At 64.5% G+C, this 20,798-nt stretch carries 23 protein-coding genes; 19 read left to right on the forward strand and 4 right to left on the reverse strand.

What is annotated here, in order from left to right:
- The 3 genes from GPA_RS01705 to hflX form a co-directional block, all read left to right on the forward strand.
- Window positions 1–646, forward strand: a 646-nt coding sequence (locus tag GPA_RS01705) for a radical SAM protein (protein WP_156791107.1), incomplete at its 5' end; no start/stop codon positions are given.
- Window positions 636–1,571: a tRNA (adenosine(37)-N6)-dimethylallyltransferase MiaA gene (gene miaA, locus GPA_RS01710; RefSeq protein ID WP_015538758.1), complete on the forward strand. Its 936-nt coding sequence runs from the start codon at window positions 636–638 to the stop codon at window positions 1,569–1,571. The genes GPA_RS01705 and miaA, both read left to right, overlap by 11 nt.
- Window positions 1,572–1,765: 194 nt before the next feature.
- Window positions 1,766–3,085: a GTPase HflX gene (gene hflX / locus GPA_RS01715; protein ID WP_049783973.1), complete on the forward strand. Its 1,320-nt coding sequence runs from the start codon at window positions 1,766–1,768 to the stop codon at window positions 3,083–3,085.
- A gap of 201 nt (window positions 3,086–3,286) precedes the next feature.
- Here the strand turns inward: hflX and lexA are convergent, their stop codons facing one another.
- Complete coding sequence (gene lexA, locus GPA_RS01720) at window positions 3,287–3,925, reverse strand: transcriptional repressor LexA (RefSeq protein ID WP_015538760.1); 639 nt, start codon at window positions 3,923–3,925, stop codon at window positions 3,287–3,289.
- A 796-nt stretch (window positions 3,926–4,721) separates the two neighbouring features.
- Between lexA and GPA_RS01730 the strand changes: the two genes are divergently transcribed.
- The 6 genes from GPA_RS01730 to GPA_RS19710 all read left to right on the forward strand — a co-directional run bounded on the left by GPA_RS01730 (window position 4,722) and on the right by GPA_RS19710 (window position 8,435).
- Window positions 4,722–5,999 carry an ATP-binding cassette domain-containing protein gene (locus GPA_RS01730; protein WP_015538762.1) on the forward strand — a complete coding sequence of 426 codons (1,278 nt, stop codon included), beginning with the start codon at window positions 4,722–4,724 and terminating at the stop codon, window positions 5,997–5,999.
- Between the two features lie 6 nt (window positions 6,000–6,005).
- Window positions 6,006–6,230, forward strand: coding sequence for a P-loop NTPase family protein (locus tag GPA_RS19880; protein ID WP_231847542.1), 225 nt, complete (start codon window positions 6,006–6,008; stop codon window positions 6,228–6,230).
- Between the two features lie 165 nt (window positions 6,231–6,395).
- Window positions 6,396–6,842 carry a transcriptional regulator NrdR gene (nrdR, locus tag GPA_RS01735; RefSeq protein WP_015538764.1) on the forward strand — a complete coding sequence of 149 codons (447 nt, stop codon included), beginning with the start codon at window positions 6,396–6,398 and terminating at the stop codon, window positions 6,840–6,842.
- Window positions 6,842–7,288, forward strand: coding sequence for a dUTP diphosphatase (gene dut / locus GPA_RS01740; RefSeq protein WP_015538765.1), 447 nt, complete (start codon window positions 6,842–6,844; stop codon window positions 7,286–7,288). Before nrdR ends, dut begins: the two co-directional genes overlap by 1 nt.
- Before the next feature lie 113 nt (window positions 7,289–7,401).
- The gene (locus GPA_RS01745) at window positions 7,402–7,839 is read left to right on the forward strand and encodes a MerR family transcriptional regulator (RefSeq protein WP_015538766.1); all 438 of its coding nucleotides are present in this window, start codon (window positions 7,402–7,404) and stop codon (window positions 7,837–7,839) included.
- Window positions 7,840–7,988: 149 nt separating this feature from the next.
- Window positions 7,989–8,435: a hypothetical protein gene (locus GPA_RS19710; protein ID WP_015538767.1), complete on the forward strand. Its 447-nt coding sequence runs from the start codon at window positions 7,989–7,991 to the stop codon at window positions 8,433–8,435.
- 381 nt (window positions 8,436–8,816) lie between these two features.
- Here the strand turns inward: GPA_RS19710 and GPA_RS19885 are convergent, their stop codons facing one another.
- Window positions 8,817–9,248, reverse strand: coding sequence for a hypothetical protein (locus tag GPA_RS19885; RefSeq protein WP_015538768.1), 432 nt, complete (start codon window positions 9,246–9,248; stop codon window positions 8,817–8,819).
- Window positions 9,249–9,265: 17 nt separating this feature from the next.
- On the opposite strand from GPA_RS19885, the gene GPA_RS17795 reads away from it, so the two are divergent.
- The gene (locus GPA_RS17795; RefSeq protein WP_181813807.1) at window positions 9,266–9,412 is read left to right on the forward strand and encodes a hypothetical protein; all 147 of its coding nucleotides are present in this window, start codon (window positions 9,266–9,268) and stop codon (window positions 9,410–9,412) included.
- On the opposite strand, the gene GPA_RS01760 is transcribed toward GPA_RS17795, so the two are convergent.
- Window positions 9,390–10,205 (reverse strand): helix-turn-helix domain-containing protein, encoded by an 816-nt coding sequence (locus tag GPA_RS01760; protein WP_156790904.1) that lies wholly within the window; start codon window positions 10,203–10,205, stop codon window positions 9,390–9,392. The two genes, GPA_RS17795 and GPA_RS01760, sit on opposite strands and share 23 nt — an antisense overlap.
- A gap of 50 nt (window positions 10,206–10,255) precedes the next feature.
- Between GPA_RS01760 and GPA_RS01765 the strand changes: the two genes are divergently transcribed.
- The 3 genes from GPA_RS01765 to GPA_RS01775 all read left to right on the forward strand — a co-directional run bounded on the left by GPA_RS01765 (window position 10,256) and on the right by GPA_RS01775 (window position 12,578).
- On the forward strand, window positions 10,256–11,278 hold the full coding sequence (locus tag GPA_RS01765) for a tyrosine-type recombinase/integrase (RefSeq protein WP_015538771.1): 1,023 nt from the start codon (window positions 10,256–10,258) through the stop codon (window positions 11,276–11,278).
- A gap of 193 nt (window positions 11,279–11,471) precedes the next feature.
- Entirely contained in the window at window positions 11,472–12,173 is a 702-nt protein-coding gene (locus GPA_RS01770; RefSeq protein WP_015538772.1) for a hypothetical protein, read from the forward strand.
- Window positions 12,174–12,362: 189 nt separating this feature from the next.
- Complete coding sequence (locus GPA_RS01775) at window positions 12,363–12,578, forward strand: hypothetical protein (RefSeq protein WP_147274526.1); 216 nt, start codon at window positions 12,363–12,365, stop codon at window positions 12,576–12,578.
- A 123-nt stretch (window positions 12,579–12,701) separates the two neighbouring features.
- Here GPA_RS01775 and GPA_RS01780 read toward each other — a convergent pair whose 3' ends face one another.
- A complete protein-coding gene (locus tag GPA_RS01780; protein WP_015538774.1) occupies window positions 12,702–13,874 on the reverse strand; it encodes a winged helix-turn-helix transcriptional regulator in 1,173 nt (390 codons plus the stop codon).
- A gap of 335 nt (window positions 13,875–14,209) precedes the next feature.
- On the opposite strand from GPA_RS01780, the gene GPA_RS01785 reads away from it, so the two are divergent.
- The 6 genes from GPA_RS01785 to uvsE all read left to right on the forward strand — a co-directional run.
- Entirely contained in the window at window positions 14,210–16,708 is a 2,499-nt protein-coding gene (locus tag GPA_RS01785; protein ID WP_015538775.1) for a molybdopterin-containing oxidoreductase family protein, read from the forward strand.
- A gap of 1 nt (window position 16,709) precedes the next feature.
- Window positions 16,710–17,456 (forward strand): 4Fe-4S dicluster domain-containing protein, encoded by a 747-nt coding sequence (locus GPA_RS01790; RefSeq protein WP_015538776.1) that lies wholly within the window; start codon window positions 16,710–16,712, stop codon window positions 17,454–17,456.
- Between the two features lie 93 nt (window positions 17,457–17,549).
- Window positions 17,550–18,011, forward strand: a complete 462-nt coding sequence (locus GPA_RS01795) for a VOC family protein (protein ID WP_049783975.1) — start codon at window positions 17,550–17,552, stop codon at window positions 18,009–18,011.
- A 66-nt stretch (window positions 18,012–18,077) separates the two neighbouring features.
- Window positions 18,078–19,262 carry an MFS transporter gene (locus tag GPA_RS01800; RefSeq protein ID WP_015538777.1) on the forward strand — a complete coding sequence of 395 codons (1,185 nt, stop codon included), beginning with the start codon at window positions 18,078–18,080 and terminating at the stop codon, window positions 19,260–19,262.
- Window positions 19,263–19,362: 100 nt separating this feature from the next.
- A complete protein-coding gene (locus GPA_RS01805; RefSeq protein ID WP_041238779.1) occupies window positions 19,363–19,593 on the forward strand; it encodes a hypothetical protein in 231 nt (76 codons plus the stop codon).
- A 105-nt stretch (window positions 19,594–19,698) separates the two neighbouring features.
- Window positions 19,699–20,798, forward strand: a 1,100-nt coding sequence (uvsE, locus tag GPA_RS01810; RefSeq protein WP_041238780.1) for a UV DNA damage repair endonuclease UvsE, incomplete at its 3' end; no start/stop codon positions are given.

The raw sequence follows: 20,798 nt of genomic DNA on the forward strand, positions 1-20,798 counted from the left end.
TACCGACGAGGTCATCGGCAGGTTCGGCACGCTGCGCTCGCTCATGCCGGCGCTCCACCTGCCCGTGCAGTCGGGCTCCGACGCCGTGCTGGCCGCCATGAACCGCCGCTACACGCGCGCCCACTACCTGGAGCTCGTGCGCAAGCTGCGGGACGTGCTGCCGGAGATCGCGCTCTCCACCGACATCATCGTGGGGTTCCCCGGCGAGACGGCGAAGGACTTCGAGGACACGTACCGCCTTGTGGACGAGGTGGGCTACCACCAGGTGTTCACGTTCATCTACTCCAAGCGCGAGGGAACTCCTGCCGCCTCGGTCGACGATCCCACGCCGCGCGACGTGATCCAGGGGCGGTTCGACCGTCTGGTCGATCTCGTGCAGAAGCGGGCCTTCGAGGCGAACCAGGCCGACTTGGGAAGCACGGTCGACGTGCTGGTGGAGGGCGCGTCCAAGCGCGATGCGGGCCTGCTCGCGGGCAAGAGCCCGAAGAACCAGACCGTGCACGCGCCGCTGCCCGAAGGCACCTCGATCGAGGAGCTGGCCGGCACCACGGTGCGCGTGCGCATCGACGAGGCGAAGACGTGGTATCTGGCAGGCGAGGTGGCGGAAGGCTCCGAGCCGCCCGCGGAGGCGGCGGATGGGCGCTGACCCCGTCGTCTGCATCGTCGGCCCCACGGCCTCGGGCAAGTCCGCCCTCGCGCAGGCCGTCGCCCTCGCGCTCGACGGCGAGGTGGTGAGCGCCGATTCCATGCAGATATACCGGGGCATGGATATCGGCACGGGAAAGCTCGCTCCCGAGGAGCGGCTCGTTCCCCATCACGGCCTCGACCTTGCCGATCCCGGCGAGCCGTACTCGGCGGCCCTCTTCCAGGAATACGCCCGCGCTTGCTTCCGCGACATCGCCGCGCGCGGGAAGCGCGCCGTGCTGTGCGGCGGCACCGGCTTGTACGTGCGCGCAGCCATCGACGCCTACGAGTTCCCGAAGGGCGAGCAAACGGGCAATCCCGTGCGGGAGCATTACAACCGCCTTGCCAACGAGCAAGGTTCCGACGTCCTGTGGGAGCTGCTGCGCGAGCGCGACCCCGCAAGCGCCGCCATCGTGCCCGCCGCCGACGTCAAGCGCGTCGTGCGCGCCTTCGAGCTGCTGGAGGAGGGCACGAGCCTTGCCGAGCAGCGCGCGAAGCTGGCGGACATCCCGCAGCTCGTGCCGGCATGCTTCGTCGGGCTGTCCGTGGAGCCGGCGGTGCTCAACGCGCGGATAGACGCGCGCGTGGACGGCATGTTCGACGCCGGCCTTGTGGACGAGGTCGCGCGCCTGCTGCAGGGCGGGTTCCGAGACGGCATCACGGCCCCCCAGGCTATCGGGTACAAGGAGGTCGTCGCCGCCCTGGACGGCGAGACGACGATGGAGGAGGCCGCCACGCGCATCAAGACAGCCACGCACCGCTACGCGAAACGGCAGCGCACGTGGTTCCGCAAGGATAGGCGCATCCGCTGGATCGACGCGAACGAGCCCGACGTCGCGGCGCAGGCGGCCGAGGCGCTGGACGTGCTGGGAGACGCTGTTGCCTGAGCGTTTCCGTGACAGGGTGGGCTTGTGGTATGATACGGTTCCGCAGGCCGGCCCTGCCGAAGAGCCTTCAAGATCGGAGCACCTATCATGCAGACAGCACACGCGTTTCCCTAGCGGTTGCGACCGCGCCCGACTGTCTTCGCACGCCGCCGTCAGTACCGGTGTGCCTGTTCCTGCCTCGAAAGGTTGGCTCCATGTCTGAATTCGAATCCGTTATCACGCGGGGCATGACCCCTGTATCCGAAGAGCGCCGCGAGAAGGCCGTGCTCGTGGGCGTCGACCGCCCCGGCGCCTCCTGGCCGCTGGCCTCTTCTCTCGCCGAGCTCGAGCGCCTCGTGGACACGGCGGGCGCCGACGTTGCGGCCGTCACCACGCAGAAGCTCGACGCGCCGAACCCGCGCACGTTCGTCGGCTCGGGCAAGGCCGAGGAGGTAGCCGAGCTGGCACGCGCCCACGCGGCCGACCTCGTGGTGTTCGACGACGAGCTCACGCCCTCCCAGCAGTCGAACCTCGAGAAGGTGGTGGGCAAGGACGTGAAGGTCATCGACCGCACGGCGCTCATCCTCGATATCTTCGCGCTGCATGCCACCAGCAAGGAGGGCCGCCTGCAGGTGCGGCTCGCCCAGAACGAGTACCTGCTGCCGCGCTTGCGCGGCATGTGGGCCCACCTGGCCTCGAACCGCATGGGCGGCGGCGTGGGGTCGCGCTTCGGCGAGGGCGAGAGCCAGCTCGAGGTCGACCGCCGCATGGTGCGCAAGCGCATCACGTCCATCAGGCGCGAGCTCAAGCATCTGGCCGAGGTGCGCGCCATCCAGCGCGAGAGCCGCTACGAGAGCGGCATGTTCAAGGTGGCGCTGGCCGGCTACACGAATGCCGGAAAGTCGAGCCTGCTCAACCGCTTGACGAATGCGGACGTGCTGGCCTACGACAAGCTGTTCGCCACGTTGGACTCCACTACGCGCAAGTTCGAGCTGCCTGAAGGACGCGAGATCACCGTCACTGACACGGTCGGGTTCATCCAAAAGCTGCCGACCACGCTCATAGAGGCGTTCAAGTCGACGCTCGACGAGATAACGGGCGCCGACCTGGTGCTGCACGTGGTGGATGCGTCGTCGGACGAGTACGAGGCTCAGATCGCCGCAGTCGAGGACGTGCTCGGGCAGATCGAGGCGCAGGACCTGCTCCGCGTGCTCGTGTTCAACAAATGCGACCTGCTCGACGGGGAGCAATGCGGCGCCCTCAAGGCGCGCCACCCGCAGGCACAGTTCGTGTCGGCGGCGACGGGGGAGGGCATTGCCGAGCTTGTCGGGCATGTCGCCCGCGTCGCCTCGGCGCAGGACGAGCATCTCGACGTGGTGATCCCCTACAACCGGGGCGACCTCGTCTCGGTGGCGCACGAGCGTTGCCATATCCTGTCCGAGAAGCACGAGGAGGACGGCACGCACCTCGTCATGCTGGCAGCTCCGTCCTTTGCCGGCCTGTTCCGTCCCTACGCGGCGGAGAAGGACCGTTAGGCGCGTCCCTTCCGGGAAGCTGCGAACTGCTTGGTTAGAGTAACTCTAACCAAGCAGTTCGCGACCGAACGACGCGATCTCGGATCGCCGGCCAGTCCTGGGACGAACGGGCTCCCTCTTTCCAAGGCCGGCGTTTCCCCTGCAGGGGCCGTACCCCGACAGGGCGCGGCGCTTCTCCGGCGGAGCACCGCAAGGCGCCGCCTACAGGCGTCGGAACACCGCCACCACTTTGCCCGCGATGGAGCAATCGGTGGTGATGATGGGCTCCATCGTCGAGTTCTCCGGCTGCAGGCGGATGTGGTCGGATTCCTTGTAGAAGCGCTTGACCGTCGCGCCGTCGTCGATGATGGCCACGACGATGTCGCCGTTGTTGGCGACGGGCTGCTCCTTCACCACCACGTAGTCGCCGTCGTTGATGCCTGCCTCGATCATCGATTCGCCCCGCACCGACAGCAAGAACGACGGCGCGTCGCCCACGATGTCGGTGGGGAGCGAGATGGTGTCGGTGATGTTCTCCTCGGCCAGGATGGGGGAGCCGGCCGCCACGTTGCCCACGAGCGGCACGTTCACCACCTTGTTGAAGCTGGGCTTGACGACGTTGGAGGCGCTTTCCGTGTCGCCGAGCGGGTAGGTGAGCGCGATGGAGCGCGACTTGAGCGGATCGCGCTTGATGAGCCCCTTCTCCTCAAGCGCCTTGAGGTGCACATGGACCGTCGAAGGGGAGGAAAGGCCCAGGCTCTGGCAAACCTCGCGCACGGTGGGACCGTAGCCCTTCTCGCGGATGCACTCCTCGATGCAGTCGAGCACTGCCTTCTGACGCTTCGTCACTTTGTCGGACATGCCCCGTCCTTTCCCTTGAACGAACAAATGTTTTAATTACGTATTGACATGAACTTTTGTTCGTCCTATTATATATGCGAACAAAGGTTCTACGCAAGGGCTAGGAGGCAGAAAGATGAAGAATTTCGAGATGCGGTACCCCCTCGACGGCACGTCGGCCCTGCAGCCGGAGTTCGGGCATGTGCCTGCAGCTGGGGCTATCATCGAGTTTCCCGGGGACGTTTCCCAAGGCGCTTGCGCGTCGTCTGCGCACGCGCAGAGACCATCGTCTGCAGCGCATCGTGCGCACGCCCACTACGGCGCTCCGGAAACGGTGCGGGCCCTTCACCGCGGCAGCGTAGCCGGGTGCGCCTACGGCCGCGTGAGGCCGTGGCAGGGCGCCCTGGCGGGATGCGTCTTCTCCCTCTTTGCCTTCGTCAGCATTTTCATCGGCCTCTAACGGCCTTGGAATACCCACAGATGCTGCGTTTCTGTGGCTGCGAGGCGCCCCCGCCACCCCGGGGGCGCCCCCATTCCGTCGGAGGGGCCTTCCTCCCTGCGGGTCCGTGTGGTAGACTTCCGCTTAGATCGATAGTCCAGACAGGCTGCCGCAGACGGCGCCTTCGAAAAGGAGACAAGGAACATGAGGTTTTAACGAAAGCCTTCGGACACCCGACAGGTCATGCAAGCTATGCACCGGGTGCGCTTTCGTTGCCGTTCCTTGATGTTCCCAGCCCTGCCCTCGCTGCCGCGTCGGCATGCGGGCGACCAGCGCGAAAAGCATCGCTTCCGGTGCCTCTCAAAGGGAGGCCCCTCCATGTTCGTTTCAGCCCACCATCTTACCTATGCCTACGATGGCGCCGATGCCCTGGCGCTCGATGACGCGTCTGCCGTGTTCGCCCCCGGCTGGACCGGCGTGGTCGGCCCGAACGGGGCCGGCAAGAGCACGCTGCTCAAGATTGTCTGCGGGGTGCTCAAGCCGCAGAAGGGGAGCGTTTCACCGCAGGTCGCTGGCTTGTTCTGTGCCCAGTCGACGGATGCTGCGCCCGCGGGCCTCGAGGAGTTCGCCTGCGACTACGGGCCCAAGGCCGTGCGCCTGCGCTACCTGCTCGGCATCGACGACGCGTGGCTGTGGCGCTTCGACACGCTGTCGCACGGCGAGCGCAAGCGAATCCAGATAGCATGCGCCCTGGCGGCCGATCCCGTGCTCCTTGCGCTCGACGAGCCCACGAACCACCTTGATGCCGACACCCGCGATCTGGTGGCGCGCACGCTCGCCGAGTATCGGAGGACGGGCCTGCTCGTATCGCACGACCGCGCGCTGCTCGACGGTTTGGCCACCTCGTGCGTGTTCGTGGACCAGGGGCGCGCCGTTACCGTGCCCGGCTCGTACTCCCAGGCGAAGGAGCAGATAGACCTGCGCCGGAGGACCCTGGCAGAAGAGCGGGCCAACGCCCGCCGCGAGCTGGGCCGCCTCAAGGCGGAAACCACCCGTCGGGAGGGAGTGGCAGCCCGCTCGGCCGCACGGCGATCGGCCCGCCATCTCGACCGGCACGACCACGACGGGCGCACGAAGGTCAAGCTGGCCATCTATTCCGGCCAGGATGGCAAGGCCGGGCGGCTCTCGTCGCAGATGGGGAAGAAGCTCGAGCGCGCCGAGAAACGGGTGTCCGAGGCGCATACCGCGAAGGTGTACGAGGGCGCGCTCTGCCTCGACGCCGAGCCCTCCCCACGCAAGGTTCTCGTTCACCGCGAGGCCGGGTCCTTGGCGCTGGGCGGGGGGCGCATGCTGCACCATCCGCAGCTGTACGTGGGCAACACCGACCGCATAGGCCTGGTCGGCAGGAACGGCGCGGGCAAGTCTACGCTGCTCGCCGAGGTGCTGCGGCAGGTGCCGGAAGAGGGCGTGGTGCTCGTTCCCCAGGAGATAGGGTGCGACCAGGCGCGCGACCTGCTTGCCTCCGTGAAGGTCCTCGAGCCTGCCAGCCGCGGGCGCCTGCTCTCCATCGTCGCCCGGCTCGATTCGCCGCCGACGCGCATCCTGGAGGGAGACGACCTTAGCCCCGGCGAGATGCGCAAGCTCCTGCTGGCTTAGGGCCTGATGGGGCGTCCTCATCTCATTGCCATGGACGAGCCGACGAACCATCTGGATATCCGCTCCGTCGAGGCCCTGCAGGACGTGCTGGCCGACTGCCCCTGCGCCCTGGTGCTCGTATCCCACGACGAGCGCTTCCTGGACGCGCTCACCGCAACCCGTTGGATGTTCGACGTCGACTGCGCCGAAGGGGGAGGGCTGGGCGACACCCACGTGAGGGTGAAGCTGTGACCCTTTCCCCGCTGCTTGGCTGCAGGTGAGGTTGCAGGCTCGTGCAGCTTCGGAACCGCCCCCTGATTCTGCAGGGGGCGGTTTTTTTGCAGGGATCGACGATGCGGATTGAACCACAATATCCTGTATGCTAGGCTGAGCCAAAATCGAGCAAAGGAGCCTTTCATGCGCTGTCCTTCCTGCGGAAACCTCGAATCGAAAGTGGTGGACTCGCGCCCTTCCGAGGATGGCACGGCTATCCGGCGACGTCGCGAATGCCTCGATTGCGGTCGCCGCTTCACCACCTACGAGCGCTTGGGCGAGAACCCGCTCATCGTCATCAAGGCCGATGGGTCCTCAGAGGCCTACGACCGCCAGAAGCTCATGCGCGGCCTGCTCATCGCCTGCGGGAAGCGGCCTGTCTCGCCCGAGCAGATAGCGTCGCTCGTCGACAGTATAGAAACCGAGCTCCGCAACGCCTCCTGCAACGAGATCAGGTCGAAGGAACTCGGGGACATGGTGCTCGTGCGCCTGGCGAAGCTCGATGACGTGGCCTACGTGCGGTTCGCAAGCGTCTACAAGGATTTCCAGAATGTGGAGGAGTTCGCCGCCGCCCTCGAGGGGCTGCGCTGATGGAGCGCCTTGCGATCCCCCTCAAGGCGCTCGACGCCGAGCTTACGGTGCCTGCCTGCGCCTACGCGGGCGATGCCGCCGTCGACCTGCGCTCGACGGTCGACGAGACGCTGCAGCCCTTCGAGCGCAAGCTCGTGCCCTGCGGCATCGCCGTCGCCATTCCGGCCGGCTACGCCGGTTTCGTGCTGCCGCGCAGCGGTTTGGCCGCGAAGCACGGGATCTCCCTCGTGAACGCACCGGGGCTCATCGACAGCAACTACCGTGGCGAGATCAAGGCCATCCTCGTCAACCTCGACCCGCGTGAGCCTTTCGAGATCAAACGGGGAGACCGCATCGCGCAGCTGGCCATCATGCGCGTGGCCGAGGCCGTGTTCGAGCCGTGCGAGGATCTGCCCGCCACCGATCGAGGGACCGGCGGGTTCGGCAGCAGCGGCATCGGCGCATAGCGGCTCCGGGTAGGCCGAGGCTTTCATATTGCACTTAGAGTTACTCTAAGTTAAAATCATTTTTAGTTAGAGTAACTCTAAGCACGTACTCAAGTCGACTTCCGAGGAGGCCTATGGGCGACGAGGGGCGAAATAGCCGGATCGCCGACGTTCCGGCAACGCAAGCCGATCCGATCTACGGCATCGGCGACGTTGTCGCCTTGACGGGAATCTCGGCTTTCACCATCCGCTATTACGACAAGTGCGGGTTCTTTCCGAACCTTCACCGCGACAAGCGCGGCGTGCGGACGTTCTCCGAGGCCGACGTTGCCCAGCTGCACCTGGTCGAGGCGCTCCGCAAAAGCGGCCTGTCCATCGAGGGCATCCAGTACTTCGTGCGCCTCTGCAGGCGTGGCGACACCACCCGGGCCGAGCGCCTGTCGATCTTGCGGGCGCAAGAGACCGTGCTCGAGTACCAGCGCGAGGAACTCGACGAGAGCCTGAAACGGCTCCATGCCGCTACGGTGGATTTGGAGGCCGCGGAACGCTCCCAAGAACACGGCATGCTATAGTGCGTGGGCGAAGCGCAAGAAAACGCCCTGTTTCCATGACCTAGGACTCATCGAAGGACAAGATGGGGCCTTAGAACGGCTCTCAGAGCCTCGTTTATAAAACCGCAGGTCAGAGACGCGAAATTTTGATAGATTGGACGCAATCGACTATGGATGACCAAAATCAGCCCCCCAAGCCGCCCGGATACCCCGAACCGCCCAACCAAGGCCCGAGGCTGCGGCCCAACGAGCGCGACGTTCGCGACCTGAAGGTTGCCCAGAACCTCGTCATGGTGGCAAGCATTGCCGGACCCGTGTCTTTGTTCGTTGGAGGCGTGTTCCTCGCAACTGCCGGACTGGTGTGCGCCGTCATCGCGCTCAAGAAGCTGAACGCCTTGTCTACCAGGTTGACCGATGTCGCCGCGCCAGCGAAGCGACTCAAGCGGTCTTGCATAATCGGCATCGTCGTATGCAGTATCGCGCTGGTGTTGAACGCGGTTTCCGCGTACCTTATGTACCCGGCCGTGCTCGAAGCCCTCGAATCCGGCGATTACGGAAACCTCGCACCCGGCACCGACCTGTGCACAACCCCCAAAGGCAACTCAACCTGGGGCTAACACCGACAGCACTACCCCACAACGATAACAAAATTATTGATAACATATGTTATGTAAAGTTAAGGATGAAAGAGCTCGTTGATCGGTGATGGTTAATTGCAATCCGAAAAGCGGAGAATTATGGAAATGACCTGCTGATTTGCATTTAGTCTCGCAACAGCGAGTTCCAGCCCCTGTTTTCCTTTGCGTTTAATCTCGCAACGCTCGCGGCTCACTATTGAATTGTGAAGATCCATGCGTTTTAGGGCACACCTGTTCAAACCCCAATTTTGGTAATTGCGAGACTAAACGCAAAACGCTGGGGTGAATCAAGCCTCGCCCGTGCAAGTGAAATGCCTGCGTCTATCCGATGCGGGACCCGGAGTCCCGCGCGCATCGTCTTTACTTTCCGGCTATCGCATGGGAGAGGAGATAGGGCTTCAGCGTCACCTCCTCTGCGGGGATCCGGCCGATGCTCAATCCGTCGAGCAGGTTGGTCGGCAGCGTCAGCTGCGCAAGATCGTACGGAGCGGCCCATCCGAGCGCTTCCCGCCCGTAGGAGTTCACATGGGACATCAGGACCGCCATGTCGGGCTTGGAGAGCGCGTCGAAGTCGCTCTCCCCTTTCGGCAGCACCTTTCGGATCTCGACGTGGTTCTTCTCGCATTTGGGCTTCTGCTGCGATTGCAGCGGGTCGCAGAAATACACTTTCGCACGGGGCTTGGCGTTCCTCGAATGCTCTATCCGCTCAGGGTCCGAGAATTCGCTTCCCCTGTCGCAGAGGAATATCGGGAAGACCTTCGGGAACAGCTCTCCGCACAGCGATTCAAGCATGTCTATGGCTGTCTGCGGTGGAGATGGACTGCGTCGTGGGGCGCCAGGGCGTGGACAAACAGGCGATCCTCACGATCCTGTTCAGGCGCACCAACTTCCAGCTCATGCTCCTCCTCGAGGAGAAGACCTCCAAGAACGTGGTCACAGCCTCTGCTGCTCGGTGAGCTTCTCGAAGTCGTCGTACGTGCGGCCCACGAGAGCCTCTCTGGGGATGCCGCGCTCCTGCCCCCCGCTCTTCTTGCGCTTCCTGTACCTGACCTTCCTCGGCAGATGGATGTTCGAGACGTCCTCGATGAGGCCGTCTTCGACGTAGTCGTAGTAGGTTCGCCACGAGCAGCACATCTTTCCCTCGTTGGCGGCGAATATGTGGCGTATGCTCTGTCCTTGGGCAAGGCCTTTCTTCACGATCGCCGTGGTCGCCGCCAGCTCCTCGGGCGTGCAGTCTATCCCCATCCGGGACGCCACTTTCCTGTCCGTGGCCTTTTCGTGGGCGGCCTTCGCGTCGTAGAAATGATAGGGGTGCGTGCACCCGTAGCCGTATAGTTCGATGCATCCGTTGCAGCAGTACGGCGGCTTCTCGAGAAGCGGGCACGGAACTGCCTCGAATTCCGGGCAGAGCCTGTTGCAGAGGAAGTCTTTGCATTTACGGCAGGGCGTCAGGCACCCCTTCCCGCACAGGTCCACCTGTGCGCAGGCGTTCTGGTGGACGCATATGCTCCGCGTCGTCACGGCGAGCTTGCCTGCAGGGGAGTCGGTGCCGTTCCTCTTTATCTCGCGCTCCACGGTCGAGGGCGATCTGCCGATGGCCCTCCCTATCCCGGAGATGCTTTCCTTGCGCATGATGAGCCTTTCGATCGTCTCGCGCTCGCCATAACCGAGCTGCCCCTTTCCCTTTCCGGACATTTTCATCACTTCCTTCCGTCCTCGCATGTATGCGCCGCATGCTAAACTTCCCATATAATGGCAGTTGACATCGCCGTACGCACGGCGATATAGGAGAACGGGCGATGCCGAAGACCAGCACGTGGATAGACCCGAGGATCGTCGACGAGATGATGGAGCGCTCGCGCATGGTCGCCGCGTCCCAGAGGAACGTCCGCTACCATCTTCGCCTATATGCCGACCACCTCGAGTCGCGGGGTGTCCCGTTCGAGGATGCCGGCGCCGACGACGTCCTCCTCTTCTACGACGAAATGCGGGCATCGTATTCGAGCAGCACCGCCAGCCAAGCCCTCAACACCGTCAAGCGCCTGCACAGGTGGGTCAGCGAGGGGGAGGTGGAGAAGGCCGGGAAGGACGTCGCAGTGCCCAGCCGTGCGCCCGGAAAGGGGATGAGGAAGGCCCTTTCCCCCGCCGAGGCGCGCCTGGTGATGGCGGCGTGCGAAACGGACAGGGACGCGGCGCTCATAGGCGTCCTGATGGAGGGCGCCCTCAAGCCATGCGAGGCTCGCGCGGCAAACGTAGCGGACGTGGCCTTCCTCGAGGACTGCGCCGTCGTGCTCGTGAACGCGTCCGACTCCAGGCCGGAATCCGTTCTGAGGCTCCCGAAACCTCCGGCCGACAAGCTGAAGAGGTATCTGGATGCCAGAAAGCCGCGATCTTCGGACGAGCCCCTGTTCGCGTCGGAGTCGACAAGGTCGTTCGGAGCCAGGCTTTCAGACAGGAGCATCCGGGAGATCGTGCAGAGGGTGTTCTCGAGAGCCGGGATCCCAGGCACTGCGGGCGGCTACGACATGAGAAAGACGGCGCTGCTGCTGGCAAGGGAAGCTGGCGCCGACGACGAGGACCTGGTCAGGTTCGCGCGCCTCCGCAGCATGGCCACGGTAAGGGACGCCGATGGGCAGTACCGCTACGCTTCCGACGGCCCGCAGGAGCGCCTTTCGCGGGCCTTGGCGGGCTTCGAGCCCGAAGAGAGGAGCTGTCTCATGACCGCGTCTGCCGTGAGGGACCTGCTGGAGGGCTTCGGCGACGAAGACCCCGTGATCATGTCGATCGACAAGCTCGGAAGGCTGGCCGTCGAAGGCGTGTGAGCTCTGATGCCGGCGCCGGTTCTTCACTAGGGCCGAGCAGGTCGGCCGTCCCGTGCTTTTCCGGACTCCTTTGCTATTGCGAGACTAAAAGCGGAGTTTTTGCAAGTCAGATTTCAATTAGGGGTTGATCGGTGATGGTTGGCCGGTGATCGGTCGATGGTCGGTTGATAGGGATCGGGGATGCGGGGTTGTTATGCTCGGCTATTATTTCAAAATATGGCAGAATATCGAAAGAGATGAGCGCGGCTCGATATGGCGGCGTTTTGCGACCAATGCACCGTTCTCTGCGAAGGTTTTCCTGATAGTGCTGATTCTGTGCCTGTTTGGCATTGCTGCTTCAACGCTGCTGCCGAGCGATTTTGCCTTTAACGTTCAAAGTGCCGTCTTGGCGTTCACGCTCGTTCTTTCCTTTTTCTATTCGATATTGTTGAACAGGCTCAAACGTAAAAGCGCGCTGGACGATCTCGGGAGCGCCATCGAGCAGGTTGAGCGGATCAGGCGAAAGTTCGTTGCCCAAACCGGCCTGACTCCCGATGCTCTCGGTTTCGTGCAGGAAGAAGCCCAGCGGTTCTTGCTGCTCCGGCGCGAGGCGCGCAAGACGTTCACCGACCGCGCGTATGCGGCGCTGGTGGTGGGTGTGTTCGTATCGTTTCTGATGAGGCTGGCAGATCCGTCAGGAGACTCCTCCAGCATGAGCCTTGCAGCGGCTCTTTTCGTGATAGTCGGGTTCGCGACGATCGTCCTCATGTCCCTAGCCGGCCCCTTGTGGGATTTGGCGGACCGGAAAAACGAAATGCCTGTCGAAAGCGTCGAGCTGTTCTCGAGAGACATCGAGCTAATGATATTGATCGCGCGAGGCTGCAGGCCGCAGGCGAAAAGGATTCCAGCACCATAGCCGCAGATGCTTGCTCCGCCCATATTCGCGCCAGGGCGCATTCGCCGTCAGGTTCCGATGGGCGAACGTTTCCGTTGATGCGTTGAACGGAAACGTTCTTAGGGAACGTCCCTCCCCTTTCTATAATGGGCTTGCGGAGCGGCAGGCGACGATCTTTAGGGGAGGTACCTTATGAATCGCGAGGAGTTCATGGCTCTGGAATCACCGAAGAAGGCGGAGGAGCTGAACGGCTTCATCGAGGCGGGGATGAGCCAGAAGGAGGCCATGGCGCAGATCGGGGTCAGCTTGAAAGACCTCATGGCAGCGCAGGTGTTCTTCTCCAAGGGCGAGGGCAGGTTCGTGTCCAACGCGGTCGGCGGCTTCTCCAACTTCCACAGCGACACCACCGCGAAAGCAGCGAAGTAGGTCTGCAGGTCTGGACCATCGAAAGATGAAGGCGCACAGGCGGGTCGCAGCGTAGCGACCCGCCTGATGACGCATCGCCCCCTGCCCCGCCCAGCGGCAGACCCCGCTCCTTGGGCGGCGCGCCTAGCAGCGCACCCCGCTCGATTCCGCCTCGTCACCCTTCTTGACCAGGCTTTCCACGAAATCCGTGATCATGGCGGCAGACTGCCCGCACACGAAGATGCGCTCCCTGCCGTCGACCGCCACCTCCCTGACGATGCCCGCGCGGGCCAGCTGCCTTATGGCCTCGTTGGTGGCACCGTAGCTCTTCCCGATCAGCTCGGCGGCGCGTATGGTGGACAGCCCGGGGTTTCCCAGGAGCAGGTCGAGCAGCTTGTCCAGTGCGGAATGGGCCGGTATGCGCAGGTTCTGCGACCTCCATTTCGCGCTCAGCTTCTCAGCCTCGGCCAAGAACGAGTCCGCGACGACCACCGACAGGTACGTGTTCTGCGCATTGTAGACTGCCCAGTGCTCCCTTAGGTCCTCCCCCTTCCCCGGCGGGTGGTCGATGCGCGAGGAGTCCTTCAGCTTCCGACGGTATTCCCTCCCGATCGAGGCGCCCCAGCATATGGGCGCCATGTAGCCGCTCGCAAAAAGGCCGCGTCTGAACATGGGCATGAAGGCCAGTATCAACCCCGTCCGGTCGATCATCGTGTCGAACGGGACGATCCTCTCGAAAGCCCAGTGGATGATGGACGCCTGCCCGAGCGGCGAGTACGCCTCGCTGCTCGCAAAGGCGCAGAGGTCGCTGATTTCCAAAGGGATGGCGGTGGGGTCGGACCCTTTCTTGTGCGGCAGGAAGTTGCTCCTGAAGCCGTGGTAGCGGTTGTCGCCCGTCTTGCCGCTTAGGAGTATCTCGTGAAGGTGCAGGACGGTCTCCATGGTGATGGCGGCATCCTGCCTGCTCACAGCAGAAGCCCACTCTATGGCCTGCATATAGTGAATCGCCTGCAGGGCGGCGTTCAGGCAGTCGTCGGGGAGCCGGAACTCCGGCCTTTGCATGCGTATGCCCTGCTCGGCATCGCCACGGTACTTCCCGTTCGACAGATCGAACGCAGTGATCAGGGGAACGGCCGGAAGCGTCATGTCGTGCGACATGCGTATGGCGAAGATGGCGTCGATAGCCAGCAGCGTGTCCTGCAGGTACTTGGCGCTGGGGCTGTGCGCGAGCCGTTCGCCGAACCGGATCAGCTCGGCCTCCGCCTTGTAGAACTCCGCCTGGGTCAAGGCCGAATAAGAGTAGCCGGAGTATCCCATCTCACCCCTGTCCTTCCCCTGAAAGCTCCCGGCCGGCAAAGGCGCCCGCCCTGCCCCGCGCCGGCGAACGACTTCCGCACCCGGCAACCTTTTGGCCGGCGTGCCGTATCCGGGAATTCTCCGTTCATTTTAGCATCTGGATTTTCCGGGTCGCCTCATCCTTCGCAATGGCGGGAATCCACAAAATTCGGGTCATGCGATATTCCCGAATAAGGGAAAAGCAGAAACTACCTTGCGAACCCCCTCCCATGCTCAGTAGCCTGCAGGCAAGCGGGTTGCGCCAACGGGCGCGAGCGCGTTCTTTCGAGCGAGTCGCTCAAACGAAAGGGGGCACGATGTCAAGGGAATCGGTAGTCGAGAAACTAGGCGAGCGTCACGAAGGGGTCGACTTCTTCTACACCACCTGCCATAACAACGGCTGTTGGGACGCCACCTGCCTGATCAAGTGCAGCGTGAAGGATGGGAAGATCGTCGCCATCGAGCCCGACGACTCGGTCAATCCGGGTATCGCACGCGAGGATGACAACGAGGATGCCGTCCAGACCGGCATGCTCCAGGCCCGCGCCTGTCCCATGGGCCATGCGTGGCGCCAGGAGCTCTACTCGGAGAACCGCCTGCTCTACCCCATGAAGCGCGTGGGCGGGAAAGGCTCCGGCAAGGGCCGTTTCGAGCGCATATCCTGGGACGAGGCGCTCGACACCATCGCAGGCAAGATGAAGCAGATGGCCGAGGAGAATCCCGACAACCCCTGGCTGTACTACTGCTACTACGTGGCGTTCGAGAGCTCGGACTTCCCGTTCGCCTCCTATATGCCGGGCACCATCACCGGTTGGGGCGACCATTCCACCTCCGGCAGTGCCGCCGCCGAGGACTTCCACCTGGGCGTGCGCCTCACCGACTGCCTTATCAAGGGGACGTCCGACGCATTCCCCGGTTTCGAGGCCCCCGACCTGCTGAACTCCAAGCTCGTGGTGCTCTGGGGATTCGATCCCATGGTGTCGTGGTTCGGCCACGTGCCCTACTACATGAAGCTGGCCCAGGAGCGCGGCTGCAAGTTCATCCTCATCGACCCGGTGTACAACGTGAGCGCCGAGGCTCTGGGCGCCCAGTGGATACCCATCCGCCCCGGCACCGACACGGCGTTCGGCCTGGCCGTGGCCTACGTGCTCTACACCGAGGACCTCTACGACCACGAGTACGTGGCGCAGTGGGTGGAGCCCGAGGGCTTCGAGGAGTGGCGAAAGTACGTCGTCGGCGAGGTGGACGGCGTCGCGCACGACCCCGCATGGGCCGAGCCGATCACGGGCATCCCGGCCGAGACCATCGAGGCCTTCGCCCGCTACTACGCCTCCATGAAGCCCGTCCACCTGCAGCAGATGTACGGCGTGTCCAAGCGCAACCTGGGCGACTACGCCGCCGCCGTGGCCATGCTCCTGCAGGCCATGACCGGCAACCTGTCCATTCCCGGCGGCTGCGAGGGCGGCGGCGCCAACCTGGTGACCCAACCCCGCCTCTTCGCCCCCGTGCCTGATACCGGCCAGATCAAGGGCGACGTGGTCAACCCCATCACCAATAACAACAACAAGGTGACCGAGGTCATGCACTGCCAGAAGCTCTACGCCGCCGGTGAGATCACCGAGGACGAGTTCCGCCGCCGCATCGGCTGCCCGGCCGACAGCCCGCTGCCGAACCTGAAGATGGCCATCATCCCGAACAACTACATCAACAACCAGCATCACGTGTCCAAACGCATGCAGGGCTTCGCGGACATGGAGTTCTCCTGGGGCTGGCAGTACTTCCACGATCAGCCGTCCATCGAGTTCCTCGACATCGTGCTGCCCTCCCCCGTCATCCAGTTCGAGTCGACGGACATGCACTTCTTCGGCATCAACCGCTTCTGGAACTCGCCCTCCGGCATGATGAACTACTTCCTGTTCGCCGGCAAGGGCGTGAACCCTCCGGGCGAGGTCCGCTCGAAGGACTGGGTCTGGATGGAGCTGGCCCGCCGCCTCGGCTTCGCCGACAAGTACTGCCCGAAGATGCTCGACGTCACCGACTGGCACGACTGGGACGACCAGGTCATCGAGCGCATCTACAAGCCGGCCTACGAGAAGTGGGCCGAGGACGAGAACGGCCTTCTGGGTTACTACGAGATTGAGCCGCCCTCGTGGGAGGAGTTCCAGAAGCTGCCCATCGTCCGCGTTCCCGGCGAGCCGGGCGAGTGGTTCTACCCCTTCAAGAACACGGTCGAATGGGGCCGCTCGCCGTTCAAGACGCCGTCCGGCAAGATCGAGTTCGAGAGCTCCTACGTGAGGGACACCGACCTGACGAAGACCCGCTACGGCGGGCAGATGGATGCCTACCCGCGTTGGCAGCCCACCTACCAGGACCTACCCGCGAACGACAGCTACTACCACCCGTGGACGAGGAACTTCCCACTGTCCATGGTCACGCCGGTGTCCACGTACCGCCAGCACTCGTCCAACGACCAGAACCCCTGGCTCAAGGGCGACTGCTACGAGCACATGGTGCGCATGTCCCCCGCCGACGCCGCCGACCGCGGCATCAAGACGGGCGACCGCGTGCTGGTGTACAACCAGTTCGGCGAGGTGGAGATCACCGCGTACGTCTCCTCTAAGCTGCTTCCCGGCACCGTGTCCATCGGGCATGGCGAATGGTCCAAGTTCGACAACGTAAGGAAGTCCAAGCTCATGCCCTACGGCATCGACGAAGCCGGCAACTGCAACCTCCTCATCGGCGACACGCACCTGCCGCATGTGGTGGGCGCGCTGCTGACAGCCGGCCTCGTGGAGATCAGGAAGGTGGGAGAATAACATGGCCCAGTACGGATTCTTCTTCGACCAGGGACGCTGCTACGGCTGCAAGGCCTGCTCGGTGGCCTGCAAGGACTGGTACGACATCGCCCCCGGCCCCGAGAAGTGGATGAGCGTCTACATGTGGGAGAAAAACGCGTTCCCGCTCACGTCTATCGGCATCCTGGCCTTCAGCTGCGGCCATTGCGACAACCCCGTGTGCGTCTCCGCCTGCGAGCACGGCGCCATCTTCAAGGAGGACCGGTACGGTGCCGTGCTGGTTGACCAGGAGAAGTGCCAGGGCGACCGCAACTGCTTCCAGGCCTGCCCCTACGGCGCCCCGAAGTTCGCGAGCGACGAGCTCGGCACCAAGATGAGCAAATGCACCCTGTGCATCGACCGCTTGGAGAAGGGCCAGCTGCCCCTGTGCGTGGCCTCCTGCCCGATGCGCGCCCTGGACTTCGGCCCCATCGACGAGCTGGTGGAGAAGTACGGCGACGTCCGCAAGATAGAGACCATGCCCGACCCCGAGCTGACCATGCCCAACTGGGTCGCCAAGGCGAACCCGCCCAAGGAGCAGCTCATTCCCTACGATGCGGAGAAGGCCGTCCAGCTCACCAAGCGCCGCACCGCCACCGACGACGTGTACGCGGGCGACTGCGGCAGCGTCACGGAGCTCGGCGGCGACGTCATGTGCCTCCGCGAGCTGCGCATGAAGAACGCCACTGCGGCCGAGGTCATGGCCGCCACGTCGAGCGACCAGGGCTAGCGTCGGCGAGGCATCGCCTTGGGATGCGCGGCGACCAGGCTCGCACGCCGCGCATCCCGATTTTTCACCGAATGCATGCGAAGGAGGGGAACCATGGAATCGGTCTTTCATCATGTGGGGATCTACTGCCGCGATATCGAGGAATCCATCGCGTTCTACGAGGATGTGCTCGGCTGCAGGCTCCTGTTCGAGTCGGACGCCCAGGAGGGCGACAAGCCGCTCAAGATGGCATGGCTCAAAAGAGGAGACCTCGTCTTCGAGCTGCTGGAATGCGAGGACAAGGCCACGTGCGAGGCCGCCGGGAGCTGCCTCAACCACGTGGCGCTGCGCGTGGACGACATGGACGGCTTCGTCGCGCATCTGGCCGAGCGGGGCGTCGCCGTCGAGGCGGGCCCGTTCGACCCGCCCCTGGAGTTCGACCGTCCTCTGGCAGGCGGCGACTCCGACGTTTTCGCCGTCTGCGGCGATGCCGGGGCGCAGCTGCGGATCATGTTCTTCCGCGGCCCCGGAGGGGAGCGCTTCGAAGCCGTCCAGGACAACATAAGGGCGCTCTAGGCCGAAGGGGTTGCAAGGTTCCGGCCTGGGCTCGTGCATGCGAAACACCAAAGGAGGAGGTTCCTTATGAGCACCAGCAAGAAATACGGGAACTGGGCGCTGATCGCCGTTGCCATGCTCCTGTTCGGAACGGCTATCGCGACGATCCAGTTCAAAGTCCCCGTCGTCATGGGCGACATCATGGCGAACATGGACATGGATGCAAGCTCCGCGTCGTGGCTCATGTCCATCTTCACGTTCGTGGGCATTGTCCTGGCGCTTCCCACGGGCGCGCTCGCGAAGAAGTTCGGCCCGAAGACCATGCTGCTCGCCGCTGCCGCCATCATCGCCGCCGGCTCGCTGCTGGGGGCCTTTGCGGGTAACGGCATGGTCCTCATCGTCTCCCGCGCCATCGAGGGCGTGGCGTTCATATTCGTGACCATCTGCGGCCCCTTGGCCGTGCAGAAGTACGTCGCCCCCGACAAGATCGGATCGGCGACGGGCATCTGGGCGCTTTGGGTCTGCCTCGGCTCGGTGGTCGGCGGCGTGCTGACCCCCACGCTGTACGCATCGACCGGCTTCGTGGGCGTGTGGGTCATCTACGCCGCCGCAGCCGTGGTGTTCGCCATCGTGGTCGCGGTGATCGTCAAGGCCCCCGGCAAGGCGCTCGAGGAGGCTGCGGAGCCTGCCGCAGGCGGGAAGGTCGGCTACGGCGAGTTCGTGAAACCCAACATCCTACTGTTCTTCGCGGCCTTCCTCGTCTTCAACATGACGCTGATGGCGGTGCTGAGCTTTGGCCCCACCTTCTTGCAGCAGCAGGGCGTCGACCCGACGCTGTCCGGCTTCGTCAGCACGCTTCCCATGCTGCTTGCCGTCATATCGTCCCCGCTGTTCGGCGCCTTGTCCGACAAGCTGGGCCGCTGCAAGCCGCTGTACCTGGCCGCGATGCTCGTCATGGGCCCCTGCACGCTGATCCTGCTCACCCAGACCGGTCCCTTGATGTGGGTCGGCGCCATCGTCATGGGCCTCGTCGGCTTGGGCGGCCCGGTCATGTGCCTGACGTCGTACATCAACGTCCTCGGTCGCCCCGAGCTCATGTCCATCGGCATGGGCGTGCTCATGCTCATCCAGAGCCTCGGCCAGTTCCTGGGTACCTGGCTCGTTCCCCTGCTGCTCGGGCCCGACGTGTCCGCCTGGATGTTCACCGGCATCGTGATGTGCGTGATCGGCTTCGCCGGCACCGCAGCGCTTGCCCTGTGCAAGTTCAAGTAGGGACTGGGCTCGGAAGGGGCCCTGCCCTGCATCCCTCCGCTCAAGGCTCGGGCGCCGCAACGGTGCGGCGCCCGAGCTGATCCGAAAGGAAGTGCCAACCATGTGCTTCAGGCCCGCCGATGCGTCGGCCGACGCAAGCTCGAGCAAGTGCCCCGAGTGCGGCCAGGATATCCAGGTTCTAAGCGGCATCGCCTTGAAGAGGTGCCCGCACTGCCGATGCGATCTCGTACCCTATCTGAAGGGCGAGAAGCCGATTCCCGCAGCTCCTGCCGCTCCCAAGCCCCCCGCTTCCCCCACGGCCCCGAAGGCCCCCGGCGCCCCGAAGGCCTAGGGAAGAACCGCCGCGTACCGGTTTTGCAACGGAAACCGCAGGGGCCTGCCGCGAGCGCCTATGCTGGCCGCATGGACGGCGAGGTGCGGAAAGGCAGGCGGTGCCATGAACATCGGGTACGCATCGAAGACGCTCGGGCTTCCCGAGGGGCGCATGCGCTCCCTGGCCATGCGGAACGCGAGCGACGAGCGGCTGGCGGAGGCCATCGGCGCCAACCTGTCGGCGCTGGAGGCGGTCATCCGCTACTGCGGCGCCAACGGCATCCGGCTCTTCCGCGTCGGCTCGGACGTCATCCCGTTCGGGTCGAGCCCGGCGAACCGCCTGGACTGGGCGCATGCGTTCGGGGAGCGGCTCGCGGCCATCGGGGCGCTGGCCGCCCGGAACCAGGTGCGGCTCAGCATGCACCCGGGGCAGAACACGGTGCTGAACTCCCCGGACGACGATGTCGTGCGCCGGGCCGTGGCGGATCTGGCCTACCACGCGGCCTTCCTCGATGCGCTGGGCACCGGCGCCGAGGCCAAGGTCGTCCTGCACGTGGGCGGCGCCTACGGCGACAAGGAGGCCGCCCTGAAACGCTTCGTCGCGCGCTGCCGCGAATTGGACGCGGGCGTGCGCCGGCGGCTGGTCGTGGAGAACGACGACCGCCTGTTCACGGCCGAGGACGCGCTGGCGGCGAGCGAGGCCTGCGGCATCCCGATGGTGCTCGACGTGCTCCACCACCGGCTGAACCGCGGTCCGGGCGGCCGGGACGGGCTCGAGCTCCTCGATGCGGCGGCGCGCACGTGGGGGCCGCAGGACGGTCCGCAGAAGGTGCACTACGCCCAGCAGGCGCCGGGCAGGAGGCCCGGCAGCCACGCCGACACGATCGGCCTCGACGGGTTCCTCGCCTTCGCCGCGTCGCTCGAAGGGCGGGCGCCCGACGTGATGCTGGAGGTGAAGGACAAGAACGTCTCGGCGCTGAAGTGCCTGAACGCGTTGGACGCGCACGGCACGACGGCGGTGCTCGAGCGGGCATGGGCGGCGTACAAGTACAGCGTGCTGGAGCACGGCCAGGCGGCCTACCAGCAGGTGAGGAACCTGCTCAAGGACAAGGCCGCCTATCCGGTGCGGGAGTTCTACCGCCTGGTGGACGGCGCGCTCGCCCGCCCAGCGCCGCCCGGCAGCGCGCGCAACGCGGCCCAGCACGTTTGGGGCTACGTGTCGGG

The sequence above is a fragment of the Gordonibacter pamelaeae 7-10-1-b genome (assembly GCF_000210055.1).
Taxonomy (GTDB): domain Bacteria; phylum Actinomycetota; class Coriobacteriia; order Coriobacteriales; family Eggerthellaceae; genus Gordonibacter; species Gordonibacter pamelaeae.